Below are 23,289 nucleotides of genomic sequence, written 5' to 3' on the forward strand. Positions count from 1 at the left end.
AAGGCTCACCGTCGACGATGACATCCCGGCGCCCCTCAGGTGACGCGGATCACTCCAGGACGGTGCAATCGGCGCGCCGCACTTCCTCGACGAAGGTGCGCATCTTGTAACCGTCCTTGATGCCCGGCTCCAGTTCGATACCGCTGGAGACGTCCACGCCCCACGGCAGCGTCGCCAGCACGGCGTCGTAGACGTTTTCCGGGTTCAGGCCACCGGCCAGCAGGAACGGCCGATGCAATCCGGTCGGGACGCGGCCCCAGTCGAACGCCACGCCGGTGCCGCCACCGCCACCCGGCGCGTGGCTGTCGAACAGGAAGCCGGCAGCGCTGGGATAACGCAGTTGCAGGGTGCGGGCATTGACCTCTTCGCGCCCCCCCATGGCGATCGCCTTCAGGTACGGCATGTTGAAGCTGCGGCAGAAGCTCTCGTCCTCCTCGCCATGGAACTGCAGCAGCGTCGGTCGTACCGTGCGCAGCACCTCGCGCACTTCTTCCTTGCTGTTGTTGCGGAACAGCGCAACCACGTCGACCATAGGCGCGATTGCCTGGCGCATCGCGCGCGCCTCGGCAGGCGCGACCCGGCGGCTGCTCTCGCGGGCAAAGATGAAACCCACCGCGTCCACGCCCAGCTCACCGGCCAGGCGGACATCGCCGGCGCGGGTCATTCCACAGAACTTGATGCGTGTACGGTAGTAGGAACGGCTCATAGCGTGACCTCGGCGGGCAGATGCCAGTTGTCGGGGTACAGGGGCCCAAGGAACACCAGGCCCTGCGGCGGTGCGGTGGGACCAGCTACGGTGCGGTCGCGCCCAGCCAGCAGTTCGGCGATCCATTCCACCGGTTTTTCGCCGCTGCCCACCAGGATCAACGATCCGACGATATTGCGGACCATGTGATGAAGAAATGCATTGCCACGCACTGCGACTTCGATCACTTCGCCCTGGCGGCTGACCTGCAATGACTGCAGCTCACGCCGGGCATGCAGCGCCTGGCACTGCACCGAACGGAACGCGCTGAAATCGTTCTCGCCGAGCAGGGCCTGGCCGGCGGCGTGCATCAGGGTCTCGTCCAGCGCGCGGCGCTCCCAGCTCAGGGTCTGCCGGTCCAGCGCGGGCCGCACCTCGCGGTTGAGCAGCCGATAGCGGTAGCGGCGCGCACGTGCCGAGAAGCGCGCATGAAAATCATCGGCCACCGGCACGCACCAGCGCACCGCGATCGAACGCGGCAGGCGGGTGGTGGTGCCGAGCATCCAGGCGCGCGGGTCACGCACCACGTCAGTGTCGAAATGCACGACCTGGCACTGGCCGTGCACACCGGCATCGGTGCGGCCGGCGCAGACCACCTGCAGCGGCGCATCCGCCACCGATGACAGGGCCTGCTCGAGGCTGGCCTGCACGCTGGGACCACCCTCGCCCAGGTTCTGCCAGCCCCTGAAATCGCTGCCGTCGTACTCGACGCCAAGCGCATAACGCATGTGCTACCTCGATGTTGCGGGTGGGGCGGCGCTCAGGCCGGATCGCGTTCGGACCAGACCGCCAGTTCGTTGCCACCGGGCTCGACGAACTGGAAGCGGCTGCCACCGGGGAAGGAAAACACCGGGCGTACGATCTGGCCGCCGGCGTCGCGCACGGCGGCCTCGACCGGAGCCAGATCGTCGGCATACAGCACCAGCAGCGGTGCACCGCTGTCGTCGGCCCGCTGCGGCTGGCCACGGAAGAAGCCGCCCTGCAGGCGGCCATCGTCGAAAGCCGTGTAGTCGCTGCCGTAGTCGACGAATGACCAGCCGAACGCCGTTTCGAAAAAGGCACGGCTGGCGGCCGGGTCGCTGGAGGCGAATTCAACGTAGTCGATACGGCGCTCGCGGCTCATGGCAGGGTCCTTGTCGGCGGGTTCGGTCACGGCAGGCGGGCAAGCAGTTCGCGGGCCTGCGCCTGGCTGTGCAGGTCACCGCCCTCGGCCACTTCCAGCAACAAGGTGCGCGCCGTCTGCGCGTCACCCAGATCGAGGTAGGCAATGGCCAGTTCCAGGCGCTCCTGGCCGGCACGTGGCGACCAGCCCGCGTCATCGGCAGGCGCGGGTGCGCTCGACGCGGTGTCGTCGGAATGAGCAGCCTCGGTGCTGCCACGGTCGATGCCGTCGATGGCTTCGGGACCTGCGGCATGCGCCGGAGACGGGTTCTCATGCGCGTCGGCCGGCAGATCGAACACCCCGCGGAACTGCGGCTGCCGTTCGGCATGCAGTGCGTAGTCTGGCACCACCACTTCGGCCGGCACCTGCGGTACAACGCTATCGTCCTGCACCGGCTCGGCCGGGACCACCTCGTCGCCGGTGGTTGCGGGATCGTCCCAGCGCGGCAGATCGGTCACCGCTTCAGGCAATGCCACCGCGTCCTGGTCGCGCAGCGTGTCGGCCTCCTGGTCGGCCCGCACCGCGTGCTCAGCGGTGGGTTCGGCGACCACCACGTCGTGCACTTCGGTTCCGGTCGCCCACGCAGGCATCGCCGGTTCCTGGCGGCCGTTGCCGGCATCAGGCGACGACCACGAGGACTGCTCGGCCAGCGCATCCAGCGCGGCACCTGCCGGCACCGCTGCGGCCAGGCCGGCGGCATCGTCTTCCTCACGCAGCGGCGGCAACGGCGACGGCTTGCGACGACGCAGCAGCCAGGCCGCCCCCGCCACCAGCAGCAGTACCGGCAGCCCCAGCCAGTACCACGGTGTCGCCGCATCACGAGCACCCGGCGCCTGCGCCAGGCGCTGCTGCGCAGCGGCCAGGTCGTTGTCCTTCATCGCGATCAGCGACTGCTGCTGTTCCCTGAGTTTCTCCAGGTCGGCCACGCGCTGCTTCAGCTCGCCGATCTCGGCATCACGGGTGGCGATGTCCTCACGCGCCTGACGCAGTTGTTCGTTGCCCAGCATGTCGCCCTCGCTGCCGGCAGCTGTGCCGGTGGTTGTGCCCGCGTGCGCGGCGTCTGACGCCAGCGCCGGAGCGATCTCAAGCCGTGGCCCGTTGGCCGCAGCCGGGGAAGAAGCGTTCGTGGCTGCCGCCCTGGCAACCGGTGCGAGCATGCCCGCCGGTTGCGGCACGGTACGCGCCTGACGCCATTGCGCGGCGTGCTCGCGCACCAGCGTCGCCGCTTCGGCGGCGTCGACCGCCGCAAGCGCATCGCTGCCCGGCATGCGCAGCACCGCGCCCTGCTTGAGCAGGTTGACGTTGCCACGGATGAAGGCTTCGGGATTGGCACGCAGCAGGGCGATCATCGCGCGGTCGCGACTGACCTGGTTGCCACGCGCCACCACCCTGGCGATCTGCGACAGGGTCTGACCGCGTTGTACGGTGACGCTGCCATCGGCCGCCGGTGCAGCGACCGGCGCGGAGGCCGCACGCGGGCGTGCTGCTGCAGCCGCCACCGTAGATGGCGGCGCAGCGGGCGCCTCTGCGGCTGGCACCGTTGCCAAAGCCGGTGCAGGTTCGCGCACGATCGTATTGGAGAGCGTGCCTGCCGGCGCGACGATTTCCGGCTCGGCCACGGCCAGCGCACTGGGCGGCGCATCGACCAGCGCCGAGTACTCGCGCACCAGGCGGCCCTGGCCCCAGTCGGCTTCGATCAGGAAGCTCAGCGACGGCGTCTCCACCGGTGCCTGCGAGGTCACCCGCACCACCGCTCTGCCCTGCGTGTCGCGGGTCAGCTCGAACTGCAGTTCGCTGACCAGTCCGGTCGGCCGCTGCAGGCCGACACGCTCGAAAGTGACCGGCGAGGCCAAGGCCACCCGCAGGTTTTCCAGCTCGGACGGATCGGCCGAAACGACCGGGATTTCTGCCAGCAGGGGCTGGCCCGGCCTGGACAGGACGCGGATGTCGCCCAACCCCAGGGCGAGCGCCGAACTGCTGGCCAAGGCGAGCAGCGCTGCGGACAGATAGGTGAGCGGGCGCTTTGCGCCCCTGGCCCGTTTATTCATGGGCGACACTATAAAGCGTGCGGACCAAGGTCCGCACCCACCGGAAAGACCCTTGAGGCAATGCCGGCCAGCGGCCGGCACTACCCGGTGAGGCGACCGCGCCGATCAACGCTGCTCGGCGGCAACCAGCTCGGCCAGCTGTACGGCATTCAGGGCTGCGCCCTTGCGCACGTTGTCCGACACGATCCACAGGTTCAGGCCACGCGGGTGCGAGAGGTCCTCGCGGATGCGGCCGACGTACACCGCGTCGGTGCCTGAGGCGTGGGTGACCGGGGTCGGGTAACCACCGGCCTCGTGGCGATCCACCACTTCGATGCCCGGCGACTGCTCCAGCAGCGCGCGCGCTTCGGCGACCGTGACCTTGTCTCGGGTCTCGATCGCCACCGACTCGGAGTGGCCGTAGAACACCGGCACGCGCACCGCGGTCGGGTTCACCAGGATGCTGTCATCGCCGAGGATCTTGCGGGTCTCCCAGATCAGCTTCATTTCTTCCTTGGTGAAGCCGTTGTCCTGGAAGTCATCGATGTGCGGGATCAGGTTGAAGGCGATCTGCACCGGGAAACGCTGCGGATCGATCTCCTGGAAGCTGAGCAGCTGGCCGGTCTGCTTGCCCAGTTCCTCCATCGCCGAGCGGCCGCCGCCGGACACCGACTGGTAGGTGGAGACGTTGATGCGCTCGATGCCGTACTTGCGGTGCAGCGGTGCCAGCGCCACCAGCATCTGCATGGTCGAGCAGTTCGGGTTGGCGATGATGCCGCGCGGACGGTTGGCGACCTGTTCCGGGTTGACCTCGGACACCACCAGCGGCACGTCATCGTCGTAACGGAAGGCCGAGGAGTTGTCGATCACCACCGCGCCTGCTGCGGCGAACTTCGGTGCGTACTCCTTGGACACGCTGCCACCGGCCGAGAACAGGGCGATCTCGACGCCGGTGGGATCGAAGGTGGCCAGGTCCTGGACCTTGACCTTCTGGCCGTTGAACTCGATCTCGCCGCCGGCCGAACGCTCGGAGGCGAGAACGCTCAGGGTGCCGACCGGGAAATCACGCTCGGCCAGGATCGACAACATGGTCTCGCCGACGGCGCCGGTGGCACCGACGACGGCGACGTGGAAACTGCGCTGTGCATTGCTCATGGGGGAACTCTCACGAAAACGGGAATGGGGAAAAACACGCACGACAGCTGGGTTCGGGGAACCTCCTCAAGCGGGGCGCGCGGAGGTTCCCTATCGTTTCCCGGTTTTTTTGCCCAGCGTCACGCGCGCGGCCATCGCCGCATCAGCGTTGATCGCGCTCGGCATGCGCGACGGGCCGCCGTCCAGGCCGAGCCCAGCAACCAGGTTATCCACGGCCAGCTGTACCATCGCCGTGCGCGTGGCCAGCGAGGCGCTGCCGATATGCGGAGTGAGCACGACGTTGCGCAGCGCCAGCAGTTCCGGGCGCACCGTTGGCTCGCCCTCGTACACATCCAGGCCCGCCGCAGCCAGGCGACCGTTGGCCAGCGCGTCGGCCAGCGCGATCTCATCGACCAGGCCACCGCGGGCGATATTCACCAGCGTCGCCGACGGCTTCATCTTCGCCAGTGCGGCGGCATCGATCAGATGATGCGAGGCCGGCGTGTACGGCAGCACCAGCAGCAGGTGGTCGGACTGTGCCAGCAGCGTATCCAGATCCACATAGGTCGCGCCCAATTCCGCCTCGGTCGCCGCCGGCAGCTGCGAACGGTTGTGGTACAGCACCTTCATGCCGAAACCGTGCGCGCCGCGACGGGCGATGCCCTGGCCGATGCGGCCCATGCCAAGGATGCCCAACGTGCTGCCGTGGATATCGGCACCGAGCATGGTCTGGAACGACCACTGCTGCCACTGCCCTTCGCGCAGCCAGCGCTCGGACTCGGTAATGCGGCGCGCGGTGGCCATCAGCAGGGCGAAACCGAGATCGGCGGTGGTTTCGGTCAGGACGTCCGGCGTGTTGCTGGCCAGGATGCCGGCCGCGCTGAGCGCGTCCACATCCAGGTTGTTGAAGCCCACCCCGACATTGGCGATCACCTGCAGCTGCGGGGCGCCGGCCACCTGGGTCGCGCCGATGCGCTCGTTGAGCGTGATGATCGCGCCGTCGGCGCTGGCCAGTTGTTCGGCGATCTGGTCCGGCGCCCAGGCGGTGACGGTGTCGGTGCTGCGCAGCTGCACGCGATCGCGCAGCGGCGCGATGGCCGCGTCGATCAGCGGCTGGCTCACCCACACGATCGGCCGCGTGTCAGCCATCGATCTGCCCGGGAATGCGCGGGGTGACCGTGCCGACATCGCCGCACTGCGCGCGGTGGCGCAGCGCCTGGTCCATCAGCACCATCGCTACCATCGCCTCGGCGATCGGGGTGGCGCGGATGCCGACGCAGGGGTCGTGGCGGCCGGTGGTGACCACCTCGACCACGTTGCCGGACGTATCCAGCGACGGGCCCGGCAGGCGCAGGCTGGAGGTCGGCTTCAACGCGATCGAGGCGACCACCGGCTGGCCGGTGGAAATGCCACCGAGGATGCCACCCGCGTGATTGCTGGCGAAGCCCTGCGGGGTCAGCAGGTCGCGGTGTTCGGTGCCCTTCTGCGCGGCGCTGGCGAAACCGTCGCCGATCTCCACGCCCTTCACCGCGTTGATGCTCATCAGCGCGGCAGCCAGTTCACCGTCGAGTTTGCCGTAGATCGGCTCACCCCAGCCCGGCGGCACGTTGTCGGCGACCACGTCCACGCGCGCACCGACCGAATCTCCGGACTTGCGCAGCGCGTCCATGTACGCCTCCAGTTCGGGCACCTGTGCAGCGTGCGGCCAGAAGAACGGGTTGTCTTCCACCGCCGACCAGTCGAAACCGGCCGGGGTGATGTCGCCCAGCTGCGACAGGTAGCCGCGCACGGTCACGCCGAAGCGCTCGGCCAGCCACTTCTTGGCGACCACCCCGGCGGCTACGCGCATGGTGGTTTCGCGCGCCGAGGAACGGCCGCCACCGCGCGGGTCACGGATGCCGTACTTGTGCCAGTAGCTGTAGTCGGCATGGCCCGGCCGGAACTGCTGGCCGATGTTGGCGTAGTCCTTGCTGCGCTGGTCGGTGTTGCGGATCAGCAGCGCGATCGGGGTGCCGGTGGTCAGGCCCTCGTACACGCCAGAGAGGATCTCGACCTCGTCGGCCTCGCGCCGCGCGGAAGTGTGCCGGCTCTTGCCGGTGGCACGGCGCTGCAGGTCGTGGGCGAATTCGGCCGCGTCCAGCGCCAGCCCCGGAGGGCAGCCATCGATCACGCAGCCGATGGCCGGCCCGTGCGACTCGCCGAACGTGGTGACGGTGAACAGCTTGCCGAACGAATTGGAGCTCACGGGCGCTGCGCCGCCAGTTCGGTGATGCGTGCGCTGTGGGCGATCAGCTCGCGGCATTCGACCGCGAAGATACCCATCTGGCCGACCTTGAACTCGATCCAGGAAAAATCGACTTCCGGCAGCAGCTTGATCAGGTGCTGCTCGGATTCGCCCACTTCGCAGATCAGCAGGCCGTCCTCGCTCAGGTGCAGCGGCGCGTCACGCAGGATCTTCAGCACCAGGTCCAGGCCGTCGTCGCCGGCACGCAGGCCCATCTCCGGCTCGTAGGAGTATTCCTGCGGCAGGGCGTCGGTCTCGTCGTTGGTGACGTACGGGGGGTTGGTGACGATCAGGTCGTAGTGGCGGCCGGTCAGGCCGTTGAACAGGTCCGACTTGATCAGGGTGACGTTGTGCGCCTGCAGGCGTTCCTTGTTTTCCTCGGCCAGCGACAGTGCTTCGTCACTGAGGTCGACGCCATCCACTTCCCAGTTCGGGTAGTAGTGGCCCATGGCGATGGCGATGCAGCCCGAACCGGTGCACAGGTCCAGCGCACGGCTGACATCGCGGCCGGCCAGCCACGGCTCGAAGCCGCATTCGATCAGTTCGGCGATCGGCGAACGCGGCACCAGCGCGCGCTTGTCGCTCTTGAAGCTCAGGCCGGCGAACCAGGCCTCACCGGTCAGGTAGGCGGCCGGGATGCGTTCATCGATGCGACGCTGGAACAGTTCCAGCACGCGCAGCTTTTCGGCCTGCAGCAGGCGCGCCTGGCCATAGGCCGGGCCCAGATCGTGCGGCAGGTGCAGGCTGTGCAGCACCAGCTGGGTGGCCTCGTCCAGCGCATTGTCGTAGCTGTGACCGAAGGTCAGCCCGGCTTCGTTGAAACGGCTGGTGCCGTAGCGGATCAGATCGATGATCGTGTGGAGTTCGGCGGCCGTTTCAGCGGTCATGGCGGTACTGCGGGCAAAGTGGGCCCCGATTATAGGGGCTGGCGCCCGCGGCAGCATCCGTTGCGGCGGAAACGATCCGGCCTCACCCGGTATGATGGAGCCCACTTCGCGCGGGGGCACCCATGTTCAATCGCAATGCCGGCATCATCCTGCTGATCGCCCTGGCGGCGGGCCTGGGCCTGCTGGCCGCCCAGCAGGTGTTTGCGCCGAAGCCGCCGGCCAATGCCCCGGCCACCGAAGCGATCACGCTGTACCCGCAGCCGCGCGAACTGCCCGACTTCAACCTGGCCCAGTCCGACGGCACCCGCCTGATACCGGGCGAGCTGAAGGGCCACTGGACGCTGGTGTTCCTGGGCTTCACCTTCTGCCCGGACGTCTGCCCGACCACCCTGGCCGAGCTGGCTGGCGCGCAGAACCAGTGGGAGGCCCTGCCCGACAGCCTGCGCCCGCGCGTGCTGTTCATCTCGGTCGACCCGGATCGTGACAGCGCCACCCGGCTCGGCGAATACGCGCACGGCTTCCACAAGGACACCCTGGCCGCCACCGCCGATATCCCGTCGCTGGAGCGCTTCGCCACCTCGCTCGGTTTCGTGTTCCAGAAGGTGCCGGGCAAGCACTTCGACGAGAACCCCGAGGATTACACCGTCGAGCATTCGGCCAGCCTGGCCGTGCTCGACCCGCAGGGCCGCCTTGCCGGCCTGGTACGCCCCCCGTTCAACGCGCCGGCGATCGCCCGCGACCTGCAGAAGCTGACCGAGAAAACCGCCCCATGAGCCTCACCACCGCCCTGACGTACGCCCTGCCCCACCGCCTGCTGTCTTCGATGGCGCGTTCGCTGGCGTACTCGGACGATCCGCGCGTGTCGCGCTGGCTGATCGACACGGTCACCCGCAAGTTCAACGTGAACCTGGACGAAGCGGCCAACCCGGACCCGCGCAGCTATGCGACCTTCAACCAGTTCTTCACCCGCGCGCTGAAGCCGGGCGCGCGCGTGGCCGACGCCGATCCGCGCAGCCTGGTGATGCCGGCCGACGGCCGCATCAGCCAGCTCGGCAGGATCGAGGCCGGCCGCATCTTCCAGGCCAAGGGCCAATCGTTCACCGCCGCCGAACTGCTGGGCAGTGACGAGGACGCCAAACCGTACAACGACGGCCTGTACGCGACCGTGTACCTGTCGCCGCGCGACTACCACCGCGTGCACATGCCGTGGACCGGCACCCTGCGCGAGACCGTGCACGTGCCGGGCCGCCTGTTCAGCGTCGGCCCGGCCGCAGTGAACGGCGTGCCGCGCCTGTTCGCCCGCAACGAGCGCCTGGTCTGCCACTTCGACACCAGCTTCGGCCCGATGGTCAGCGTGATGGTGGGTGCGTTGCTGGTATCGGGCGTCGAAACCGTGTGGAGCGGCGAGGAAATTCCGCATTATGGCGACCGCATCACGCGCAAGGACTACCGCGGCCAGGGCATCAGGCTGGAGCGCTTCGCCGAGATGGCGCGCTTCAACTACGGTTCGACCGTGATCGTGCTGCTGCCGCCGGGCGTGGCTGAGTTCGCCCCGCAGCTGGCCGCTGAAAGCCCGGTGCAGCTGGGCCAGGCGCTGGCGAAGCTGCGCTGAGGTACATGTAGAGCCGAGCCCATGCTCGGCTACTGGCTGCAACCGGCCATGCATTTCTGTGGGCAAAGGAAGCCGAGCATGGGCTCGGCTCTACAGCCAGAAGCGCGTTACTGCAGGACCGGGGCCGGACCGACGTCCATGCCGTCGTAGTCTTCCACGCCATTCTCTGCGGCCAGCGCTGCGAATTCCTGGTTGCGGCGGTCCAGCGAGGCTTCGTCGTGGATCTCCACGCGCTCTACATGCAGCACGTGGAACGGCGCGTCGCCCTCTTCCGGCTCCTGCTCGAACAATTCCACGAAGGTATAGCCCTCCGCCTGCAGGTGCTCTGCCAGCGCCTGCAGCGGCTCAGCGGTGGAGTGCACGAAGAAGTACCCCCACAGCAACGGGCCCTTGATGTCCCAGTCGGTGTTTTCGCGGAGGTTGGCGAACAGGTTGCGGGTGTCTTCGAGGTCCATTGCAGATTCCAGCGGTCGTGGGAATTACTTGTCGCAGCCCTGCAGCTTCAGCGTCTGGCCCTGGCGCAGGCTGTAGGCCGGGGCCTTCAGGCCGTTGGCGCGGGCCAGGGTCGGCACATCGCACTGGAACTTCGCGGCAATGGCGCCCAGGGTTTCACCCCGGCCCACCTTGTGGCTGCGCGGCGGCTTTGGCCGTGCGGCCGGGCGCGGCGCGGCCACCGGAGCGACCGGGGTGGTCGGCACGCTGGTGGAGGCTGCGGCGTCGGCCACCGGCACCACGCCGCCCACGGCCACGCTGCCGGTGTAGCCGGCGGCGGCCGGGCGCTTGATCGCCGCGTTCAGGTCGGCGGTGATCAGGGTACGGGCCAGGTCGGCACGCGGGCCGCTGACGCAGTTGCGCTGGTACAGGCCGGCGATGCGGGTGGTAGCGTTGATCAGCGTGCCGGCCGGAATCCAGCCGTCGGCTTCATAGCGCGGGTTGAGGTTGCGCAGCGCGCGCATGTAGCCATCGCGGGTGCCGTGGCTGCCCAGGCAGATGGTCAGTTCGTAGATGGTGGTGGACTTGGCCAGGCGCAGCGTGGCCGGCTGCGCGCTGATCTTCGGGAATTCCACGCCGTACTGCTGCGGGTGCAGGAAGATCCAGGCCGCCGCGATCACCATCGGCACATAGTCCTTGGTCTCGCCGGGGAACTGGTTGTAGACACTGTCGGTCCAGAAGCTCTGGCCCGCACTCTGCTTGAACACGCGCGCGGCACGGCCTTCACCACCGTTGTAGGCGGCCACCGACATTTCCACGTTGTTGTTCAGTTCGCGCAGGCGCTCGTTGAGATAGCTGGCGCTGGCCTCGGCGGCGCTGCGCGCGTCAAAGCGGGTGTCGAAGCCGGTGCCATCCGGGCCAAGGCCGAAGCGGCGGCCGGTAGCCGGCATGAACTGCATCAGGCCGGCGGCGCCGGCGCGCGAGGAGGCATGCACGCGGCCGTTGGACTCCTTGGCCATGATGCCGAACAGCAGCGCCTCGGGCAGGCCGCGCTTTTCCCACTCCGGCCACATCACCGCACGCAGGTTCTGGTAGTTCTCGTAGCTGGTCAGCAGCGCCGGGCGCATGTCGGTCAGCCAGCGGCGGATGCCCGCCTGCACGGCCGGGTTGTATTCGACCATGCTGTCGAAGGCGTGCCGCTTGTCGTTGAGCAGCGCAGCGGCGCGGGCCGCCTCCGGCACGTCGGCGGTAAGCGGGCCGATATGGTCGGGGTCGGCTTCCAGCCGGTCACCGCCCTCGTCGGCCACCTCATCGCTGCCCGCCGCATCGGCGTCGTGCTTGAGCAGGCGCTTGTAGCTGGCCAGCAGCGTGCCCATCTGGCAGCCCTTCTGCTTCACGCAGTCGTTGAGAACGTCTTCCATGTCCTCCAGCGCGGCGTCGGCCTCGTTGCTGCCCTTGGGGTCGGCATTGGCGACCAGCAGCAGCGCATCGCTGTAGCGCTTCTCGGCGACGGTCATGCGCTGCTGCAGCGCATCCACCTTCGCCTTGTCCCGGGCCGAGACCCGCTGCGCATGGGCGTCGGGCGCCAGGGAAACCAGGCCGGCCAGGGCCAGCAGCGGCCAACCGCGGGAAATCAGGACAGAAACGGGCATTGATGGCACTGTGTGCGAAACAGGCAGGCAGAGTAGCGGCGCCGCCAAGGTCGGGGCAAGCCGACCTTCGGACTGCCACTGCCGGCGGTTAACATTGGGCTATTCACCACAAGGGCTGGACCATGGATCCGATTCTGCTCGGCAAAGGCATCACCGACGATGTGGCCGTCACCCTGCTGCCGAAACTCGGCAACCGCCACGGCCTGGTGGCCGGCGCCACCGGCACCGGCAAGACCGTGACCCTGATGACCCTGGCCGAAGGCTTTTCGCGACTGGGCGTACCCGTATTCCTCGCCGACGTGAAGGGCGACGTGTCCGGCCTGGCCGTGCCGGGCACCGGCGCGGAGAACCTGCTCAAGCGCGCCGCCGAGATCGGCGTGGCCGACTACGCACCGGCCGCCAGCCCGACCATTTTCTGGGACCTGTACGGCAAGCTCGGGCATCCGGTGCGCACCACGGTCAGCGAGATGGGCCCGACCCTGCTGGCGCGCATCCTCGAGTTGAACGACACCCAGTCCGGCGTGCTCGACATCGTGTTCAAGCTGGCCGACGATCGTGGCCTGCTGCTGCTGGACATGGACGACCTGCGCGCCCTGCTTGGCCTGGTGGCCGAGGAGCGCAAGGACATTTCCACCGAATACGGCCTGGTCAGCGCGCAGTCGATCGCCGCGATCCAGCGGTCGGTGCTGCGCCTGGCGCAGGATGGCGGCGAGAACTTCTTCGGTGAGCCGGCCCTGGAACTGGCCGACATCATGCGGGTCAATCACGACGGCCGCGGCATGATCGGCATCCTCGCCGCCGACCAGCTTGTGCTCAAGCCCAAGCTCTATTCCACCTTCCTGCTGTGGCTGCTGTCGGAGCTGTTCGAACAACTGCCGGAGGTGGGCGACCTGGACAAGCCGAAGCTGGTCTTCATCTTCGACGAGGCCCACCTGCTGTTCGACGACGCACCGCCGTCGCTGGTGCAGCGCATTGAGCAGGTGGTGCGCCTGATCCGCTCCAAGGGCGTGGGCGTGTACTTCTGCTCGCAGTTCCCCGACGACGTGCCGGGCAACATCCTCGGCCAGCTCGGCAACCGCGTGCAGCACGCGCTGCGGGCGTTCACCCCGCGCGACCAGAAAGCGGTGAAGACCGCGGCCGAGACGTTCGTGCCGAACCCGAAGCTGGACGTGGCCAAGGTACTGAGCCAGCTCGGCACCGGTGAGGCCTTGGTTTCCACGCTGCAGGACAAGGGCGTGCCGATGCCGGTGCAGCAGACGATGATCGCGCCGCCACGCTGCCGGATGGGGCCGATCACCGAAGCCGAGCGCGCCCAGGTGCGTGCCGGCAGCCCGGTCGGCAGTCGCTACGACACCGCGATCAACCGCGAATCGGCTGCCGAACTGCTGGCCCAGCGCGCACAGAAGAGCGTCGAGCAGGCGCAGGCGCCAGCCGCGCGCAGCCGCGAACAGGACGATGCGCAGGAAGGCGGTTTCGGCCAGGCGATCAAGGATGCGATTTTCGGCACCAAGCGCCGCCAGGGCATGATCGAGACCATGGCCAAGCAGACCACGCGCACGGTCGGCACCAAGCTGGGCAACCAGATCGTGCGCGGCCTGCTGGGCGGCATCTTCGGCGGCAAGCGCTGATCTGATCCGCCGCTGCTGGGGTCAGAGCCCTTCCCGCGGGAGCGGAGTCTGACCCCACCCTCCGTTCGTCCTCCGGAAAAGAAGTCGTATTGCATGTCGCGCTGGCGTCCCCCTGCAGAAAAGAGCACCGCCCTGATCACCGCCTCCGGCCACGCTCGGCTGAAGGCCGAACTGGATGACCTGTGGCGGGTACGGCGGCCCGAAGTGGTGAAAGCACTGGCCGCAGCCGCCGCAGAAGGCGACCGTTCGGAAAATGCCGAGTACACCTACCGCAAGAAGCAGCTGGGCGAGATCGACCGCCGCGTGCGCTACCTGACCAAGCGGCTGGAATCACTGCGCGTGGTCGACACTACGCCAACCGATCCGCTGGCGGTGTTCTTCGGCGCGTGGGTGGAGCTGGAGAACGTGGACAGTGGCGACACCAGCCGCTACCGCATTGTCGGCCCGGACGAGACTGACGCAGGCCTGGGCTGGATCAGCATCGACTCGCCGCTGGCGCGTGCGCTGCTGAAGAAGCGGCTGGATGACGAGTTTTCGGTGGAGCTGCCCGGCGGGCGGTTCACCTTTGCGGTGATCGGCGTGGAATACGAGACGGTGTAGAGTCGCCTGTCAGTCGACTACCGCGCGAAGCGCGGCACAAACCTCCACAGCGGGACGGCAAACGCACCGCGATCTTCATCGCGGTTGATGACTCGCCAAAGCCATCTGTCAGGCGCTCACGGCCTCGGAACGAAGAGCAGTCGACTGACAGTCGACTCTACATGGCCCCGTGCAATGGCGGCGGGTACGCGCGGCCGGCACGCAGCGGGCGGAAGTAGTCGGCATTGCGATAGAAGGCGGCATCCTGTCCCTCGTGCCACCCCGGGATTCCAGCCAACGGCAGCGGACGCAGCTGCAAGGGATCGGTCACCGCCCTGCCCTCGGCGATGGCCACGGCCACCGCGTCAACGCAGGCCGCATCGGCATCGCTGTACACCACCACGCACTTGCCCACCAGCAATCGCCCTGGCAGCAGTGCCTGTTCCATCAGCGCATGCCCGAATACCGCGGTGATGGCGATGTCATCGCTCTGCCAGTTCACCGGGTCAAACAACGCGGGCCAGTCGTGTGCATCCCAGGCAGCCCGCAGTGAGTCATCGCGCACGCGCACGATCACACCGGTTTCGTCGAACTGGGTCAACGCGGCCTGCGCGCGGTTGCGCTGGCCAGGCGGCATGGCCTCGATATGCCCGCACTGCTGCACATTGAGCGCACGCTTCAGCTGTGGGCATGAGGCCCAGACCAGCGCATTGAACAGGTCGTGCCAGTTGTCTGCGCGGGTGGCGATGCGCCCCTGCGCGATGCGGACTTCGTAGTGCAGGCCATCGGCCAGCAGCGCGGCGTCCTGTTCAACCAGGCGCTTCCCGGGCAATGCCAGGCGCGCATCAAGTGCAGCGATGGACGGCCAGCGAGGGCCGAGCAGCAGATCCCGGAAATCCTGCAATCCGGCAAACAACGGATGCGCGAACACCTGCGGATCGACCGCCGCACGCGGCGGCGGCACGAAGCGCCGGACACCGCTGCCGTCACCGGCGGCGGCCGTTGCGATCACAGTACCTTGAGGTCGAACGCCGGGCGGGCATTGGCCGGCAGCGCATCGCCGTACAGGTCGTGCTCGTCGCTCTCGGTGATTTCCACGTCGACGAACTCGCCCACCCGCAGCGGCACCTGATCGGCGTTCTGGATATGCACCAGGCCGTCGATCTCCGGCGCATCGGCCCTGGAGCGGGCCACGGCGATATCGCCTTCGATGGCATCGACCAGGCACTGCTGCACGGTCCCGATCTTGGCTTCCAGGCGCGCGGCGGAAATCTGCGCCTGCTTCTCCATGAAACGGGCCAGGCGTTCCTGCTTTACTTCTTCCGGCACAGCGTCGGGCAGGTCATTGGCGGTGGCGCCCTCTACCGGCGAATAGGCGAACGCGCCCACGCGATCCAGCTGCGCTTCGTCAAGGAACGACAGCAGTTCCTCGAACTCGGCTTCGGTTTCCCCCGGGAAGCCGACGATGAAGGTCGAACGCACAGTGATGTCCGGCGCGATACGGCGCCAGTTCTGCACGCGCTCCAGGGTCTTTTCGACTGCGCCGGGGCGCTTCATCAGGCGCAGGATGCGCGGGCTGGCATGCTGGAACGGGATGTCCAGGTACGGCAGGATGCGGTTCTCGGCCATCAGCGGCACCACTTCGTCCACGTGCGGATACGGGTAGACGTAGTGCATGCGCACCCACGCATCCAGCTCCGACAGGCCTTCGCACAGCGCCTTCAAACGGGTCTGGTAGGCCTTGTCGCGCCACATCTTTTCGGCGTACTTCACGTCCACGCCGTAGGCCGAGGTGTCCTGCGAAACCACCAGCAGCTCGCGCACGCCGCCACGCACCAGGCGCTCGGCTTCACGCAGCACCTCGTCGACCGGGCGCGAAACCAGCTTGCCGCGCATCGACGGAATGATGCAGAAGCTGCATTTGTGGTTGCAGCCCTCGGAAATCTTCAGGTACGCGTAGTGCCGCGGGGTCAGCTTGATACCGTAGTCGGGCACCAGGTCCACGAACGGATCGTGCTTGGGCGGCAGTGCTTCATGCACCGCTTCCATCACGCTCTGGTAGTCCTGCGGGCCGGACACCGCCAGCACGTTCGGGTAGGCCTCGCGGATCTGCTCCGGGCGCTTGCCCAGGCAGCCGGTGACGATGACCTTGCCGTTCTGGTTCATCGCCTCGCCGATCGCGTCCAGCGACTCGGTCACCGCCGAATCGATGAAGCCACAGGTGTTGACCACCACCACGTCGGCCGAATCGTAGGACGGGACGATGTCGTAGCCTTCCGAGCGGAGCTGGGTGAGGATGCGCTCGGAATCGACAAGGGCCTTCGGGCAGCCAAGGCTGACGAAGCCGACTTTGGGGTTCAGCTGGGACATGGAATCGCGGGACTCTGGGGGCCTGGGCCCCTGCCGGCATGGCAGGGGGTCCTGGGGGCCGGGGCCTGAAAGGGCGCCAGTATACCGGGGTTGGCGGCGGCGCTCTGAACGGCCAGCCGCCCCAGTGAGGATACCGGGCTGGCCTGATGGCTCGCCGCTGTCGTCCCGCGCCCTGAGACGCGCCCCGAGGAAGGGGCCGTCGTTCGGCCCCTTGTACCTCAGGAGCTGGACAATCGCTTGGCCATCGCCACAGCAAGCTCCAGCCTGCCTGTCGGAGCCTCGCGCCCGCCCGCGTCCAAGGCAGATGGGATGCCCACTACCGGGATCTCCCATGCGCAGATCTGATCGCATACGAGTTGCTTGTGCTGACAGATCGGGTGATCAGCACCGTTGTTTGCTACACACTCGGCCCAGCCCCTGGAGCACGCGGTGCACCTCGGATAAGGGTCCGCAGCCTTGGCAGGCCCCATCACCGCAAGCAATGAAATGCCCATTACTGCCATCACGATCATGCTCTTCATCAATCACTCCGTTAATTTGACGAAAAAACGCACGTGCGGCGCCAACTACGATCAAGCGCAGTGGTGCCCCGCCATCTAACCACCCTAGGCCATGGTTTCCAACCCTGCCCGCAGATGGCTGGAGACGCCAGGCAGCTGGAGATCACCGATCCGGCCCAACTGCCGACATGACGTGCACTGACGCGCACCGGATAATCGGGTTTCAGTTTCCAAAGCGAGTCAGCCGCGATGAACGAATGGATCACCCTGGATACGCACCACGGCGCGGTACGGGCCTGGCAGGCACTCCCCGAGGGCACCGCGCGAGGCGGGCTGGTGGTGGTGCAGGAGATTTTTGGCGCCAACCCGCACATCCGCGGCGTGGCCGAGCGCTTCGCCGCCGAGGGCTATGCGGTGCTGGCTCCTTCGTTCTTCGACCTGGTCGATGGACCCGATGCCGACCCGGATGCCCTGCCCTACGACGCCGACGGCGTGAAGCAGGGCCTGGAAAGGGTCAGCGCGCTGGGCATGGAGAAGGCGCTGGAAGTGGTCCGCGCGGCGGCCACCCGGCTGGCCCCCTACGGCAAGGTCGGCACCGTCGGCTACTGCTGGGGCGGCACGGTGGCGATGCTGTCGGCGCTGCGGCTCGGGCTGCCGTCGGTCAGCTACTACGGCGCACGCAACGTCCAGTTCCTCGATGAGACACCCAAGGCGCCGGTGATCTTCCACTTCGGCACCCAGGACAGGAGCATCCCGCCGGAGGCCGTCCAGGCCCACCGCGACAAGCTGCCGCAGATGGCCACTTTCGTCTATCCGGCCGACCACGCCTTCAACCGCGAGGTCGGACATGCGTATGATCCAGACAGCGCCGCCCTGGCGCTGCAACGCACCCTGGACTTCTTCTCGGAGCATCTTGGATGAGCGAATTCGAACTCGATTCACGCCTGGCCACCGATAGCGTGCTGGTGGCGGAAGGACCGTTGTCGCAAGTGCGGCTGATGAACGACGAACGATTCCCCTGGCTGGTGCTGGTACCACGCCTGGCCGGGGTGACCGAGTGGATCGAGCTGGACGGCGAGCAGCAGGACAAGCTGCGCACCGAGCTCAACCGCGCCTGCAAGGCCCTGAAGGGCCACGACGGCGTGGAGAAGATCAATATCGGCGCGCTGGGCAACATCGTGCGCCAGCTGCACTTCCATGTGATCGGCCGCCATGACGGCGATCCGGCCTGGCCCGGCCCGGTCTGGGGTAGCGGCCCGGCGCACCGCTACGAGCCTGCGGCGCTGGACCAGCATGTCGCCTACTGGAAGGAACGGCTAGGATATCCAGCCCGTTCCTGAGCCTTGCCCGACCCGATGCGATTCAACCTCGTTGCCGCCATCCTGCTGATCCTGATCGGCCTGTTCATGCTCGCCAGCAACCTCGGCTGGACGCACCTGAACCTGTCCAAGCTGCTGCTGACCTGGTGGCCGGTGGCACTGGTGGGCGTGGGCATTGCGATGCTGTTCGGTCGCGGCAAATGACGTAGCGCCGGGTCGTGCCCGGCGAACGCACCGCGTGGACCATGCGAAAACGCCGGGCACGGCCCGGCGCTTTCGTCATGCAATGACGCGGGCGATCAGGTCCGCGGCAGGGTCACGCCGGTCTGGCCCTGGTACTTGCCGCCACGATCGCGGTACGACGTCTCGCAGATGTCATCGGCCGCGGCCTGGAAGAACAGCATCTGCGCCACGCCTTCGTTGGCATAGATGCGGGCCGGCAGCGGCGTGGTGTTGCTGAATTCCAGGGTGACGTGGCCTTCCCACTCCGGTTCCAACGGGGTCACGTTGACGATGATGCCGCAGCGCGCGTAGGTGCTCTTGCCCAGGCACACCACCAGGGTGTCGCGCGGGATGCGGAAGTACTCCACGGTACGCGCCAGGGCGAAGCTGTTCGGCGGGATGATGCACTCATCGGCCGTGATGTCGACGAAGCTGCCCGAATCGAAATGCTTGGGATCGACAATCGTCGAGTTGATGTTGGTGAACACCTTGAACTCGCGCGAGCAACGGACGTCGTACCCGTAGCTGGAGGTGCCGTAGCTGACGATGCGCTCGCCATTGGCCTGCTTGACCTGCCCGGCCTCGAACGGCTCGATCATGCCGTGCTGCTCGGACATGCGGCGGATCCAACGGTCACTCTTGATGCTCATGCTTTGTCCTGGGTACGAGGGGGCGCGTGGATTCTAGCAGGGGGCCGGGCGTCGCCGGCGGCCCTGCCCTGGCACCTACAGCAGCGAAGAGAGAATCGGAATGGAGGCACGCGGGCGCTTGCCCACTTCCTCGATCAGGCGCTGGGCGGCATGGCGGTAGGCCTGGGCTGGCACCGAATCGGGCTGCGCCACGGTGATCGGAGTGCCAGCATCCCCCTGCTCGCGGATGCCGATCTGCAGCGGCAGCGAACCCAGCAACGGCACACCATACTGCGCGGCCATGCGCTCGCCGCCGCCCTCGCCGAACAGGTGCTCGACATGCCCGCAGCTGCTGCAGGTATGTACCGCCATATTCTCGACGATGCCCAGCACCGGCACCTCCACCTTCTCGAACATCTTCAGCGCCTTCTTCGCATCCAGCGTGGCGATGTCCTGCGGCGTGGTAACGATCACCGCACCGGCCAGCGGAATCTTCTGGGTCAGGGTCAGCTGGATGTCACCGGTGCCCGGCGGCAGGTCGATCAGCAGGAAATCCAGGTCATCCCACAGCGTGTCATTGAACAGCTGGGTCATCGCCGAGGTGGCCATCGGCCCACGCCAGATCATCGGCGTATCCTCTTCGATCAGGTAGCCGATCGACATGGTGTCCACGCCGAACGCGCGCAGCGGCTCGATGCTCTTGTTGTCAGGGCTTTCCGGACGACCGGACAGGCCCAGCATGGCCGGTACGCTCGGCCCATAGATGTCCGCGTCAAGCACGCCCACGCGTGCGCCAAGCTGCTGCAGCGCCACGGCCAGATTGACTGCGGTGGTCGACTTGCCGACGCCGCCCTTGCCCGAACCAACCGCGATCACGTTGCGGATGCGGGCATGCGGCGTGAGTCCCTTCTGGACCTGGCTTGCATGGGGACGGCGGGGAGAACTGTTCACAACGAGCACCGGCGGGTCAGGGGGAATAACCCAACATCATACAAGCTGGACACAAGCTGACTGAAATTCAGGATTGCTACAGATTCGTGCACAGGTTGTTAAGTTCATGTTACGTTCGCTAAGCACTGGTTTTGGGCTGCGTCGCTGTTTCATTGCACGCACGATGGCGCATGCGCAGTGCCGTATTTGTATTTGCTCTTTGAACGGAACTACATGAAAGACCTTCGCAATTCCGCACGTCGCAACACCCTCGCCGTCGCCTTGATTTCCGCCCTGGTCGCCGCCTCGCCGGCAATGGCCCAGGACAAGGCCACCAACCTGGACAAGATCACCGTCACCGGTTCGCTGATCCCGCAGACCCAGGTTGAGACCCAGACCCCGGTCATGACCATCAGCGCTGAAGCCATCCAGTCGCGCGGCTTCAACAGCGTCGCCGAAGTGCTGCAGCAGTCTTCGCTGACCACCGGCGGCATCCAGGGTGGCCAGACCTCCGCCTCGTTCACCCAGGGCGCTGAAGCCGCTGGCATGTTCGGCCTGAATCCGGGGTACACCAAGTACCTGATCAACGGCCGCCCGATGATGTCCTACCCGGCGCTGTACAACGGCGGCGACGCGTTCAACAACATCAGCGGCATTCCGATCGACATCGTCGAGCGCATCGAAGTCCTGCCGGGCGGCCAGTCCTCCCTGTACGGTTCGGACGCGATCGCCGGCGTGGTCAACATCATCCTGAAGGACCACATGGAAGGCGGCAGCCTGTCCGTGCGTGGCGGCACCTCCACCGAAGGCGGTGGCAGCAGCTTCCGCATCAGTGGCGCGCACGGCTTCTCGGCGCTGGACGACCGCTTCAATGCGCTGGTCAACGTGCAGATCGAAAGCAGCAACCCGATCTGGGGCTACCAGCGTGACCTGACCAAGCAGAACAACACCCACGGCTATACCGCACAGCTGCCGTCGAACGACTTCGCCGTCATCGACGCCAAGACCAATGCGCTGTACATGATGGACCCGGGCAACTGCGCCAATGTCGCCGGCCAGTTTGGCGGCACCACCGTGCTGGCCAACCGCCCGACCGGCCAGTCCTGCGGCTCGGTGTTCGGCGCCGGTTACAAGACCCTGAAGAACGGCAAGGACAGCGGCCAGTTCTATTCGTCGATGACCTTCGACGTGAACGACAACTTCCAGCTGTTCGCCGACGTGCTGTACAGCAAGGAAAAGACCGAGTACACCTCGGGCTCGAACTACCTGTGGTGGGGCACCAAGAGCACCATGGGCGGCTTCTACGACCAGGCGTCAGGCAAGCTGGTCAACCTGCAGCGCGCCTTTGCTCCGGAAGACATCGGCGGCGAAGGCTACAAGAGCATCCTGAACAACGACAAGAGCCGTGCCTACCAGGTCACCCTGGGCGGCAAGGGCGCAGTGGGCAACTGGGACTACAGCCTGAGCTTCACCCGCGGCGAATATCGCCTGGATGAAAGCAAGTTCCAGCGCTTCGGCAATGCCATCAACAGCTACTTCGCCGACAAGGTGCTCGGCCCGCAGCTGGGCACCAAGGATGGCTTCGGCATCTACAGCACCAACTGGGGCGCGTTCTACTCGCCGATCTCGCCGGAAGATTTCGCTGGCTTCACCGGTTACACCACCAACCACAGCCGCACCTGGCAGAACCTGGCTCGCGCGCAGGTCACCAACGGTTCGCTGTTCTCGCTGCCGGGTGGCGATGCGGGCCTGGCCGTGGTCGTCGAAGGCGGCAGCGAAGGCTGGGACTACAGCCCCGACCAGCGCCTGCTGGACGGCGACGTGTGGGGCTCGTCGGCTGTTGCCGGCAACGGCCATCGCAGCAACTATGCGGTGACCAGCGAACTGCGCATGCCGCTGCTGGAGTCGCTGACGGTGACCGCTTCCGGTCGCTATGACGCCTTCAAGATCGCCGACAACACCGTCGACAAGGCCACCTACAGCGTGGGCGTGGAGTTCCGTCCGATCGAAAGCCTGCTGTTCCGCGGCAAGTACGGCACCGCCTTCCGCGCGCCGACCCTGCCCGACGCCTTCCAGGGTCGCAGCGGCTACTATGCTGCCAACTCGACCGACTACTACCGTTGCGGCGAGCTGGGCTACACCCCGGGCAACACCGACGCCTGCCGCTACGCCGACAGCGTCTCGGTCTATTCCGAGCGTGCCGGCAACCCGGACCTGGAGCCGATCACCGCCGACGTCTGGAACGCGGGTATCGTCTGGGCACCGATGGCAAACCTGTCGATCTCGGCCGACTACTACAACTGGAAGATCGAGAACGAAGTCGATACGGCCAGCACCGACCAGCTGCTGCTGGCCGAGTACTACTGCCGCAACGGCCTGCCGAATGGCTCCTCGGCCACCTGCCAGAACGTGGCCGACTGGGTCGTGCGCGATTCGGCCGGCAACCTGAGCTCGCTGTACACCCCGAAGATGAACGTGGCCCGGCAGAACCTGCAGGCCGTGACCGTCGGCTTCAAGTACCTGCAGGACATCGGCCGCTTCGGTTCGCTGCAGTTCTCGGGCAACTACACCAACATGCTGAAGCGTGAAGTGCAGGCGCAGCCGGGTGAGGACTTCCAGGACCTGCTGGGCAACCCGAAGTCGATGTGGAACTACGACAGCTACGCCAAGGTCCGTTCCGACGCGTCGGTGGCCTGGTCGCTGGACAAGTGGACCACCACGCTGTACGCGAACTACATCGGCCACACCCCGAACTACCTGGCAGGCCTGAACGGCTACGAGTACACCCACGCCGCATCGGGCTACAAGGCAGGCAAGTGGGGTTCGTACACCACCTACAACCTGAGCGTGAACTACCGTGCGCAGGATGACCTGACCCTGTCGCTGATGGTCAACAACGTGTTCAACAAGATGCCCGAACAGCAGGCCCACAGCTACCAGGGCACCTCCGGCACGCCGTTCAACAACTACCTGTACAACGTCTACGGTCGCACCGTGTACGTGCAGGCCAAGTACGACTTCGGCAAGTAATCCCGTCGTTTTCCGGGTTTGATTCCGGACCAGGCCCCGCTTCGGCGGGGCCTTTTTTTTGGATCGATATTCAGCGCGGAACAGCGACTTCCGCCGCCAGCCAGCATTTATTTACTCATCATTCATTCAGCCAGATTCGGCAAAGTC

23 protein-coding genes are annotated in these 23,289 nt (G+C 66.7%); 8 read left to right on the top strand and 15 right to left on the bottom strand.

From position 1 onward, the window contains the following. Positions 1–49 precede the first annotated feature (49 nt). The 8 genes from ACTXG9_RS05145 to prmB all read right to left on the bottom strand — a co-directional run bounded on the left by ACTXG9_RS05145 (position 50) and on the right by prmB (position 8,239). Positions 50–706, bottom strand: coding sequence for a phosphoribosylanthranilate isomerase (locus ACTXG9_RS05145; RefSeq protein WP_019660598.1), 657 nt, complete (start codon positions 704–706; stop codon positions 50–52). Next, positions 703–1,473, bottom strand: a complete 771-nt coding sequence (truA, locus tag ACTXG9_RS05150; RefSeq protein WP_019660599.1) for a tRNA pseudouridine(38-40) synthase TruA — start codon at positions 1,471–1,473, stop codon at positions 703–705. The genes ACTXG9_RS05145 and truA overlap by 4 nt, the downstream gene beginning before the upstream one ends. A 32-nt stretch (positions 1,474–1,505) precedes the next feature. Continuing rightward, a complete protein-coding gene (locus ACTXG9_RS05155; protein WP_021203413.1) occupies positions 1,506–1,868 on the bottom strand; it encodes a VOC family protein in 363 nt (120 codons plus the stop codon). 26 nt (positions 1,869–1,894) lie between these two features. Continuing rightward, complete coding sequence (locus ACTXG9_RS05160) at positions 1,895–3,955, bottom strand: FimV/HubP family polar landmark protein (protein ID WP_031270228.1); 2,061 nt, start codon at positions 3,953–3,955, stop codon at positions 1,895–1,897. 105 nt (positions 3,956–4,060) lie between these two features. After that, the gene (locus ACTXG9_RS05165) at positions 4,061–5,089 is read right to left on the bottom strand and encodes an aspartate-semialdehyde dehydrogenase (RefSeq protein ID WP_019660602.1); all 1,029 of its coding nucleotides are present in this window, start codon (positions 5,087–5,089) and stop codon (positions 4,061–4,063) included. Positions 5,090–5,179: 90 nt separating this feature from the next. Then, positions 5,180–6,217: a 2-hydroxyacid dehydrogenase gene (locus tag ACTXG9_RS05170; RefSeq protein ID WP_111098599.1), complete on the bottom strand. Its 1,038-nt coding sequence runs from the start codon at positions 6,215–6,217 to the stop codon at positions 5,180–5,182. Further along, a complete protein-coding gene (aroC, locus tag ACTXG9_RS05175; RefSeq protein WP_019660604.1) occupies positions 6,210–7,313 on the bottom strand; it encodes a chorismate synthase in 1,104 nt (367 codons plus the stop codon). The genes ACTXG9_RS05170 and aroC overlap by 8 nt, the downstream gene beginning before the upstream one ends. After that, on the bottom strand, positions 7,310–8,239 hold the full coding sequence (gene prmB, locus ACTXG9_RS05180) for a 50S ribosomal protein L3 N(5)-glutamine methyltransferase (protein WP_021203410.1): 930 nt from the start codon (positions 8,237–8,239) through the stop codon (positions 7,310–7,312). Before prmB ends, aroC begins: the two co-directional genes overlap by 4 nt. Before the next feature lie 122 nt (positions 8,240–8,361). Here prmB and ACTXG9_RS05185 point away from each other — a divergent pair, with 122 nt between their 5' ends. Both ACTXG9_RS05185 and asd read left to right on the top strand, forming a co-directional pair. Then, positions 8,362–9,012, top strand: coding sequence for an SCO family protein (locus ACTXG9_RS05185; RefSeq protein ID WP_021203409.1), 651 nt, complete (start codon positions 8,362–8,364; stop codon positions 9,010–9,012). Next, complete coding sequence (gene asd, locus ACTXG9_RS05190) at positions 9,009–9,851, top strand: archaetidylserine decarboxylase (protein WP_021203408.1); 843 nt, start codon at positions 9,009–9,011, stop codon at positions 9,849–9,851. Before ACTXG9_RS05185 ends, asd begins: the two co-directional genes overlap by 4 nt. A 107-nt stretch (positions 9,852–9,958) precedes the next feature. On the opposite strand, the gene ACTXG9_RS05195 is transcribed toward asd, so the two are convergent. Both ACTXG9_RS05195 and ACTXG9_RS05200 read right to left on the bottom strand, forming a co-directional pair. Continuing rightward, on the bottom strand, positions 9,959–10,306 hold the full coding sequence (locus ACTXG9_RS05195) for a ribonuclease E inhibitor RraB (protein WP_021203407.1): 348 nt from the start codon (positions 10,304–10,306) through the stop codon (positions 9,959–9,961). A gap of 24 nt (positions 10,307–10,330) precedes the next feature. After that, on the bottom strand, positions 10,331–11,935 hold the full coding sequence (locus ACTXG9_RS05200) for a transglycosylase SLT domain-containing protein (RefSeq protein WP_021203406.1): 1,605 nt from the start codon (positions 11,933–11,935) through the stop codon (positions 10,331–10,333). A gap of 122 nt (positions 11,936–12,057) precedes the next feature. On the opposite strand from ACTXG9_RS05200, the gene ACTXG9_RS05205 reads away from it, so the two are divergent. Together ACTXG9_RS05205 and greB are read left to right on the top strand one after the other, a co-directional pair. Further along, positions 12,058–13,563: a helicase HerA-like domain-containing protein gene (locus ACTXG9_RS05205; RefSeq protein ID WP_019660610.1), complete on the top strand. Its 1,506-nt coding sequence runs from the start codon at positions 12,058–12,060 to the stop codon at positions 13,561–13,563. A 93-nt stretch (positions 13,564–13,656) separates the two neighbouring features. After that, the gene (greB, locus tag ACTXG9_RS05210; protein ID WP_019660611.1) at positions 13,657–14,163 is read left to right on the top strand and encodes a transcription elongation factor GreB; all 507 of its coding nucleotides are present in this window, start codon (positions 13,657–13,659) and stop codon (positions 14,161–14,163) included. Between the two features lie 157 nt (positions 14,164–14,320). On the opposite strand, the gene ACTXG9_RS05215 is transcribed toward greB, so the two are convergent. The 3 genes from ACTXG9_RS05215 to ACTXG9_RS05225 form a co-directional block, all read right to left on the bottom strand. Then, complete coding sequence (locus ACTXG9_RS05215; protein WP_111102213.1) at positions 14,321–15,151, bottom strand: DUF3025 domain-containing protein; 831 nt, start codon at positions 15,149–15,151, stop codon at positions 14,321–14,323. Continuing rightward, the gene (gene rimO, locus ACTXG9_RS05220; protein WP_021203404.1) at positions 15,151–16,512 is read right to left on the bottom strand and encodes a 30S ribosomal protein S12 methylthiotransferase RimO; all 1,362 of its coding nucleotides are present in this window, start codon (positions 16,510–16,512) and stop codon (positions 15,151–15,153) included. The genes ACTXG9_RS05215 and rimO overlap by 1 nt, the downstream gene beginning before the upstream one ends. A 218-nt stretch (positions 16,513–16,730) precedes the next feature. Next, the gene (locus ACTXG9_RS05225) at positions 16,731–17,033 is read right to left on the bottom strand and encodes a hypothetical protein (RefSeq protein ID WP_021203403.1); all 303 of its coding nucleotides are present in this window, start codon (positions 17,031–17,033) and stop codon (positions 16,731–16,733) included. Between the two features lie 228 nt (positions 17,034–17,261). Here ACTXG9_RS05225 and ACTXG9_RS05230 point away from each other — a divergent pair, with 228 nt between their 5' ends. Genes ACTXG9_RS05230 through ACTXG9_RS05240 form a run of 3 tightly spaced genes read left to right on the top strand, consistent with a single transcriptional unit; the run spans position 17,262 to position 18,535 of the window. After that, on the top strand, positions 17,262–17,933 hold the full coding sequence (locus ACTXG9_RS05230) for a dienelactone hydrolase family protein (protein WP_021203402.1): 672 nt from the start codon (positions 17,262–17,264) through the stop codon (positions 17,931–17,933). Then, a complete protein-coding gene (locus tag ACTXG9_RS05235; protein ID WP_019660615.1) occupies positions 17,930–18,352 on the top strand; it encodes an HIT domain-containing protein in 423 nt (140 codons plus the stop codon). The genes ACTXG9_RS05230 and ACTXG9_RS05235 overlap by 4 nt, the downstream gene beginning before the upstream one ends. A 15-nt stretch (positions 18,353–18,367) precedes the next feature. Further along, entirely contained in the window at positions 18,368–18,535 is a 168-nt protein-coding gene (locus ACTXG9_RS05240; RefSeq protein ID WP_005410498.1) for a LiaI-LiaF-like domain-containing protein, read from the top strand. Positions 18,536–18,630: 95 nt separating this feature from the next. Here the strand turns inward: ACTXG9_RS05240 and dcd are convergent, their stop codons facing one another. Both dcd and apbC read right to left on the bottom strand, forming a co-directional pair. After that, positions 18,631–19,203, bottom strand: a complete 573-nt coding sequence (gene dcd, locus ACTXG9_RS05245; RefSeq protein ID WP_005410499.1) for a dCTP deaminase — start codon at positions 19,201–19,203, stop codon at positions 18,631–18,633. 75 nt (positions 19,204–19,278) lie between these two features. Beyond that, a complete protein-coding gene (apbC, locus tag ACTXG9_RS05250; RefSeq protein ID WP_031270225.1) occupies positions 19,279–20,133 on the bottom strand; it encodes an iron-sulfur cluster carrier protein ApbC in 855 nt (284 codons plus the stop codon). 213 nt (positions 20,134–20,346) lie between these two features. Here apbC and ACTXG9_RS05255 point away from each other — a divergent pair, with 213 nt between their 5' ends. Next, positions 20,347–23,142, top strand: a complete 2,796-nt coding sequence (locus tag ACTXG9_RS05255; protein WP_111102207.1) for a TonB-dependent receptor domain-containing protein — start codon at positions 20,347–20,349, stop codon at positions 23,140–23,142. The last annotated feature ends 147 nt before the right edge of the window (positions 23,143–23,289 follow it).

It is taken from the genome of Stenotrophomonas maltophilia group sp. LNF247, assembly GCF_054083135.1.

Bases quoted from the DNA above. Each gene is read 5' to 3' on its own strand.
- ACTXG9_RS05145 (WP_019660598.1), bottom strand. From the start codon at position 706: ATGAGCCGTTCCTACTACCGTACACGCATCAAGTTCTGTGGAATGACC.
- truA (WP_019660599.1), bottom strand. From the start codon at position 1,473: ATGCGTTATGCGCTTGGCGTCGAGTACGACGGCAGCGATTTCAGGGGC.
- ACTXG9_RS05155 (WP_021203413.1), bottom strand. From the start codon at position 1,868: ATGAGCCGCGAGCGCCGTATCGACTACGTTGAATTCGCCTCCAGCGAC.
- ACTXG9_RS05160 (WP_031270228.1), bottom strand. From the start codon at position 3,955: ATGAATAAACGGGCCAGGGGCGCAAAGCGCCCGCTCACCTATCTGTCC.
- ACTXG9_RS05165 (WP_019660602.1), bottom strand. From the start codon at position 5,089: ATGAGCAATGCACAGCGCAGTTTCCACGTCGCCGTCGTCGGTGCCACC.
- ACTXG9_RS05170 (WP_111098599.1), bottom strand. From the start codon at position 6,217: ATGGCTGACACGCGGCCGATCGTGTGGGTGAGCCAGCCGCTGATCGAC.
- prmB (WP_021203410.1), bottom strand. From the start codon at position 8,239: ATGACCGCTGAAACGGCCGCCGAACTCCACACGATCATCGATCTGATC.
- ACTXG9_RS05185 (WP_021203409.1), top strand. From the start codon at position 8,362: ATGTTCAATCGCAATGCCGGCATCATCCTGCTGATCGCCCTGGCGGCG.
- asd (WP_021203408.1), top strand. From the start codon at position 9,009: ATGAGCCTCACCACCGCCCTGACGTACGCCCTGCCCCACCGCCTGCTG.
- ACTXG9_RS05195 (WP_021203407.1), bottom strand. From the start codon at position 10,306: ATGGACCTCGAAGACACCCGCAACCTGTTCGCCAACCTCCGCGAAAAC.
- ACTXG9_RS05200 (WP_021203406.1), bottom strand. From the start codon at position 11,935: ATGCCCGTTTCTGTCCTGATTTCCCGCGGTTGGCCGCTGCTGGCCCTG.
- ACTXG9_RS05205 (WP_019660610.1), top strand. From the start codon at position 12,058: ATGGATCCGATTCTGCTCGGCAAAGGCATCACCGACGATGTGGCCGTC.
- greB (WP_019660611.1), top strand. From the start codon at position 13,657: ATGTCGCGCTGGCGTCCCCCTGCAGAAAAGAGCACCGCCCTGATCACC.
- rimO (WP_021203404.1), bottom strand. From the start codon at position 16,512: ATGTCCCAGCTGAACCCCAAAGTCGGCTTCGTCAGCCTTGGCTGCCCG.
- ACTXG9_RS05225 (WP_021203403.1), bottom strand. From the start codon at position 17,033: ATGAAGAGCATGATCGTGATGGCAGTAATGGGCATTTCATTGCTTGCG.
- ACTXG9_RS05230 (WP_021203402.1), top strand. From the start codon at position 17,262: ATGAACGAATGGATCACCCTGGATACGCACCACGGCGCGGTACGGGCC.
- ACTXG9_RS05235 (WP_019660615.1), top strand. From the start codon at position 17,930: ATGAGCGAATTCGAACTCGATTCACGCCTGGCCACCGATAGCGTGCTG.
- ACTXG9_RS05240 (WP_005410498.1), top strand. From the start codon at position 18,368: ATGCGATTCAACCTCGTTGCCGCCATCCTGCTGATCCTGATCGGCCTG.
- dcd (WP_005410499.1), bottom strand. From the start codon at position 19,203: ATGAGCATCAAGAGTGACCGTTGGATCCGCCGCATGTCCGAGCAGCAC.
- ACTXG9_RS05255 (WP_111102207.1), top strand. From the start codon at position 20,347: ATGAAAGACCTTCGCAATTCCGCACGTCGCAACACCCTCGCCGTCGCC.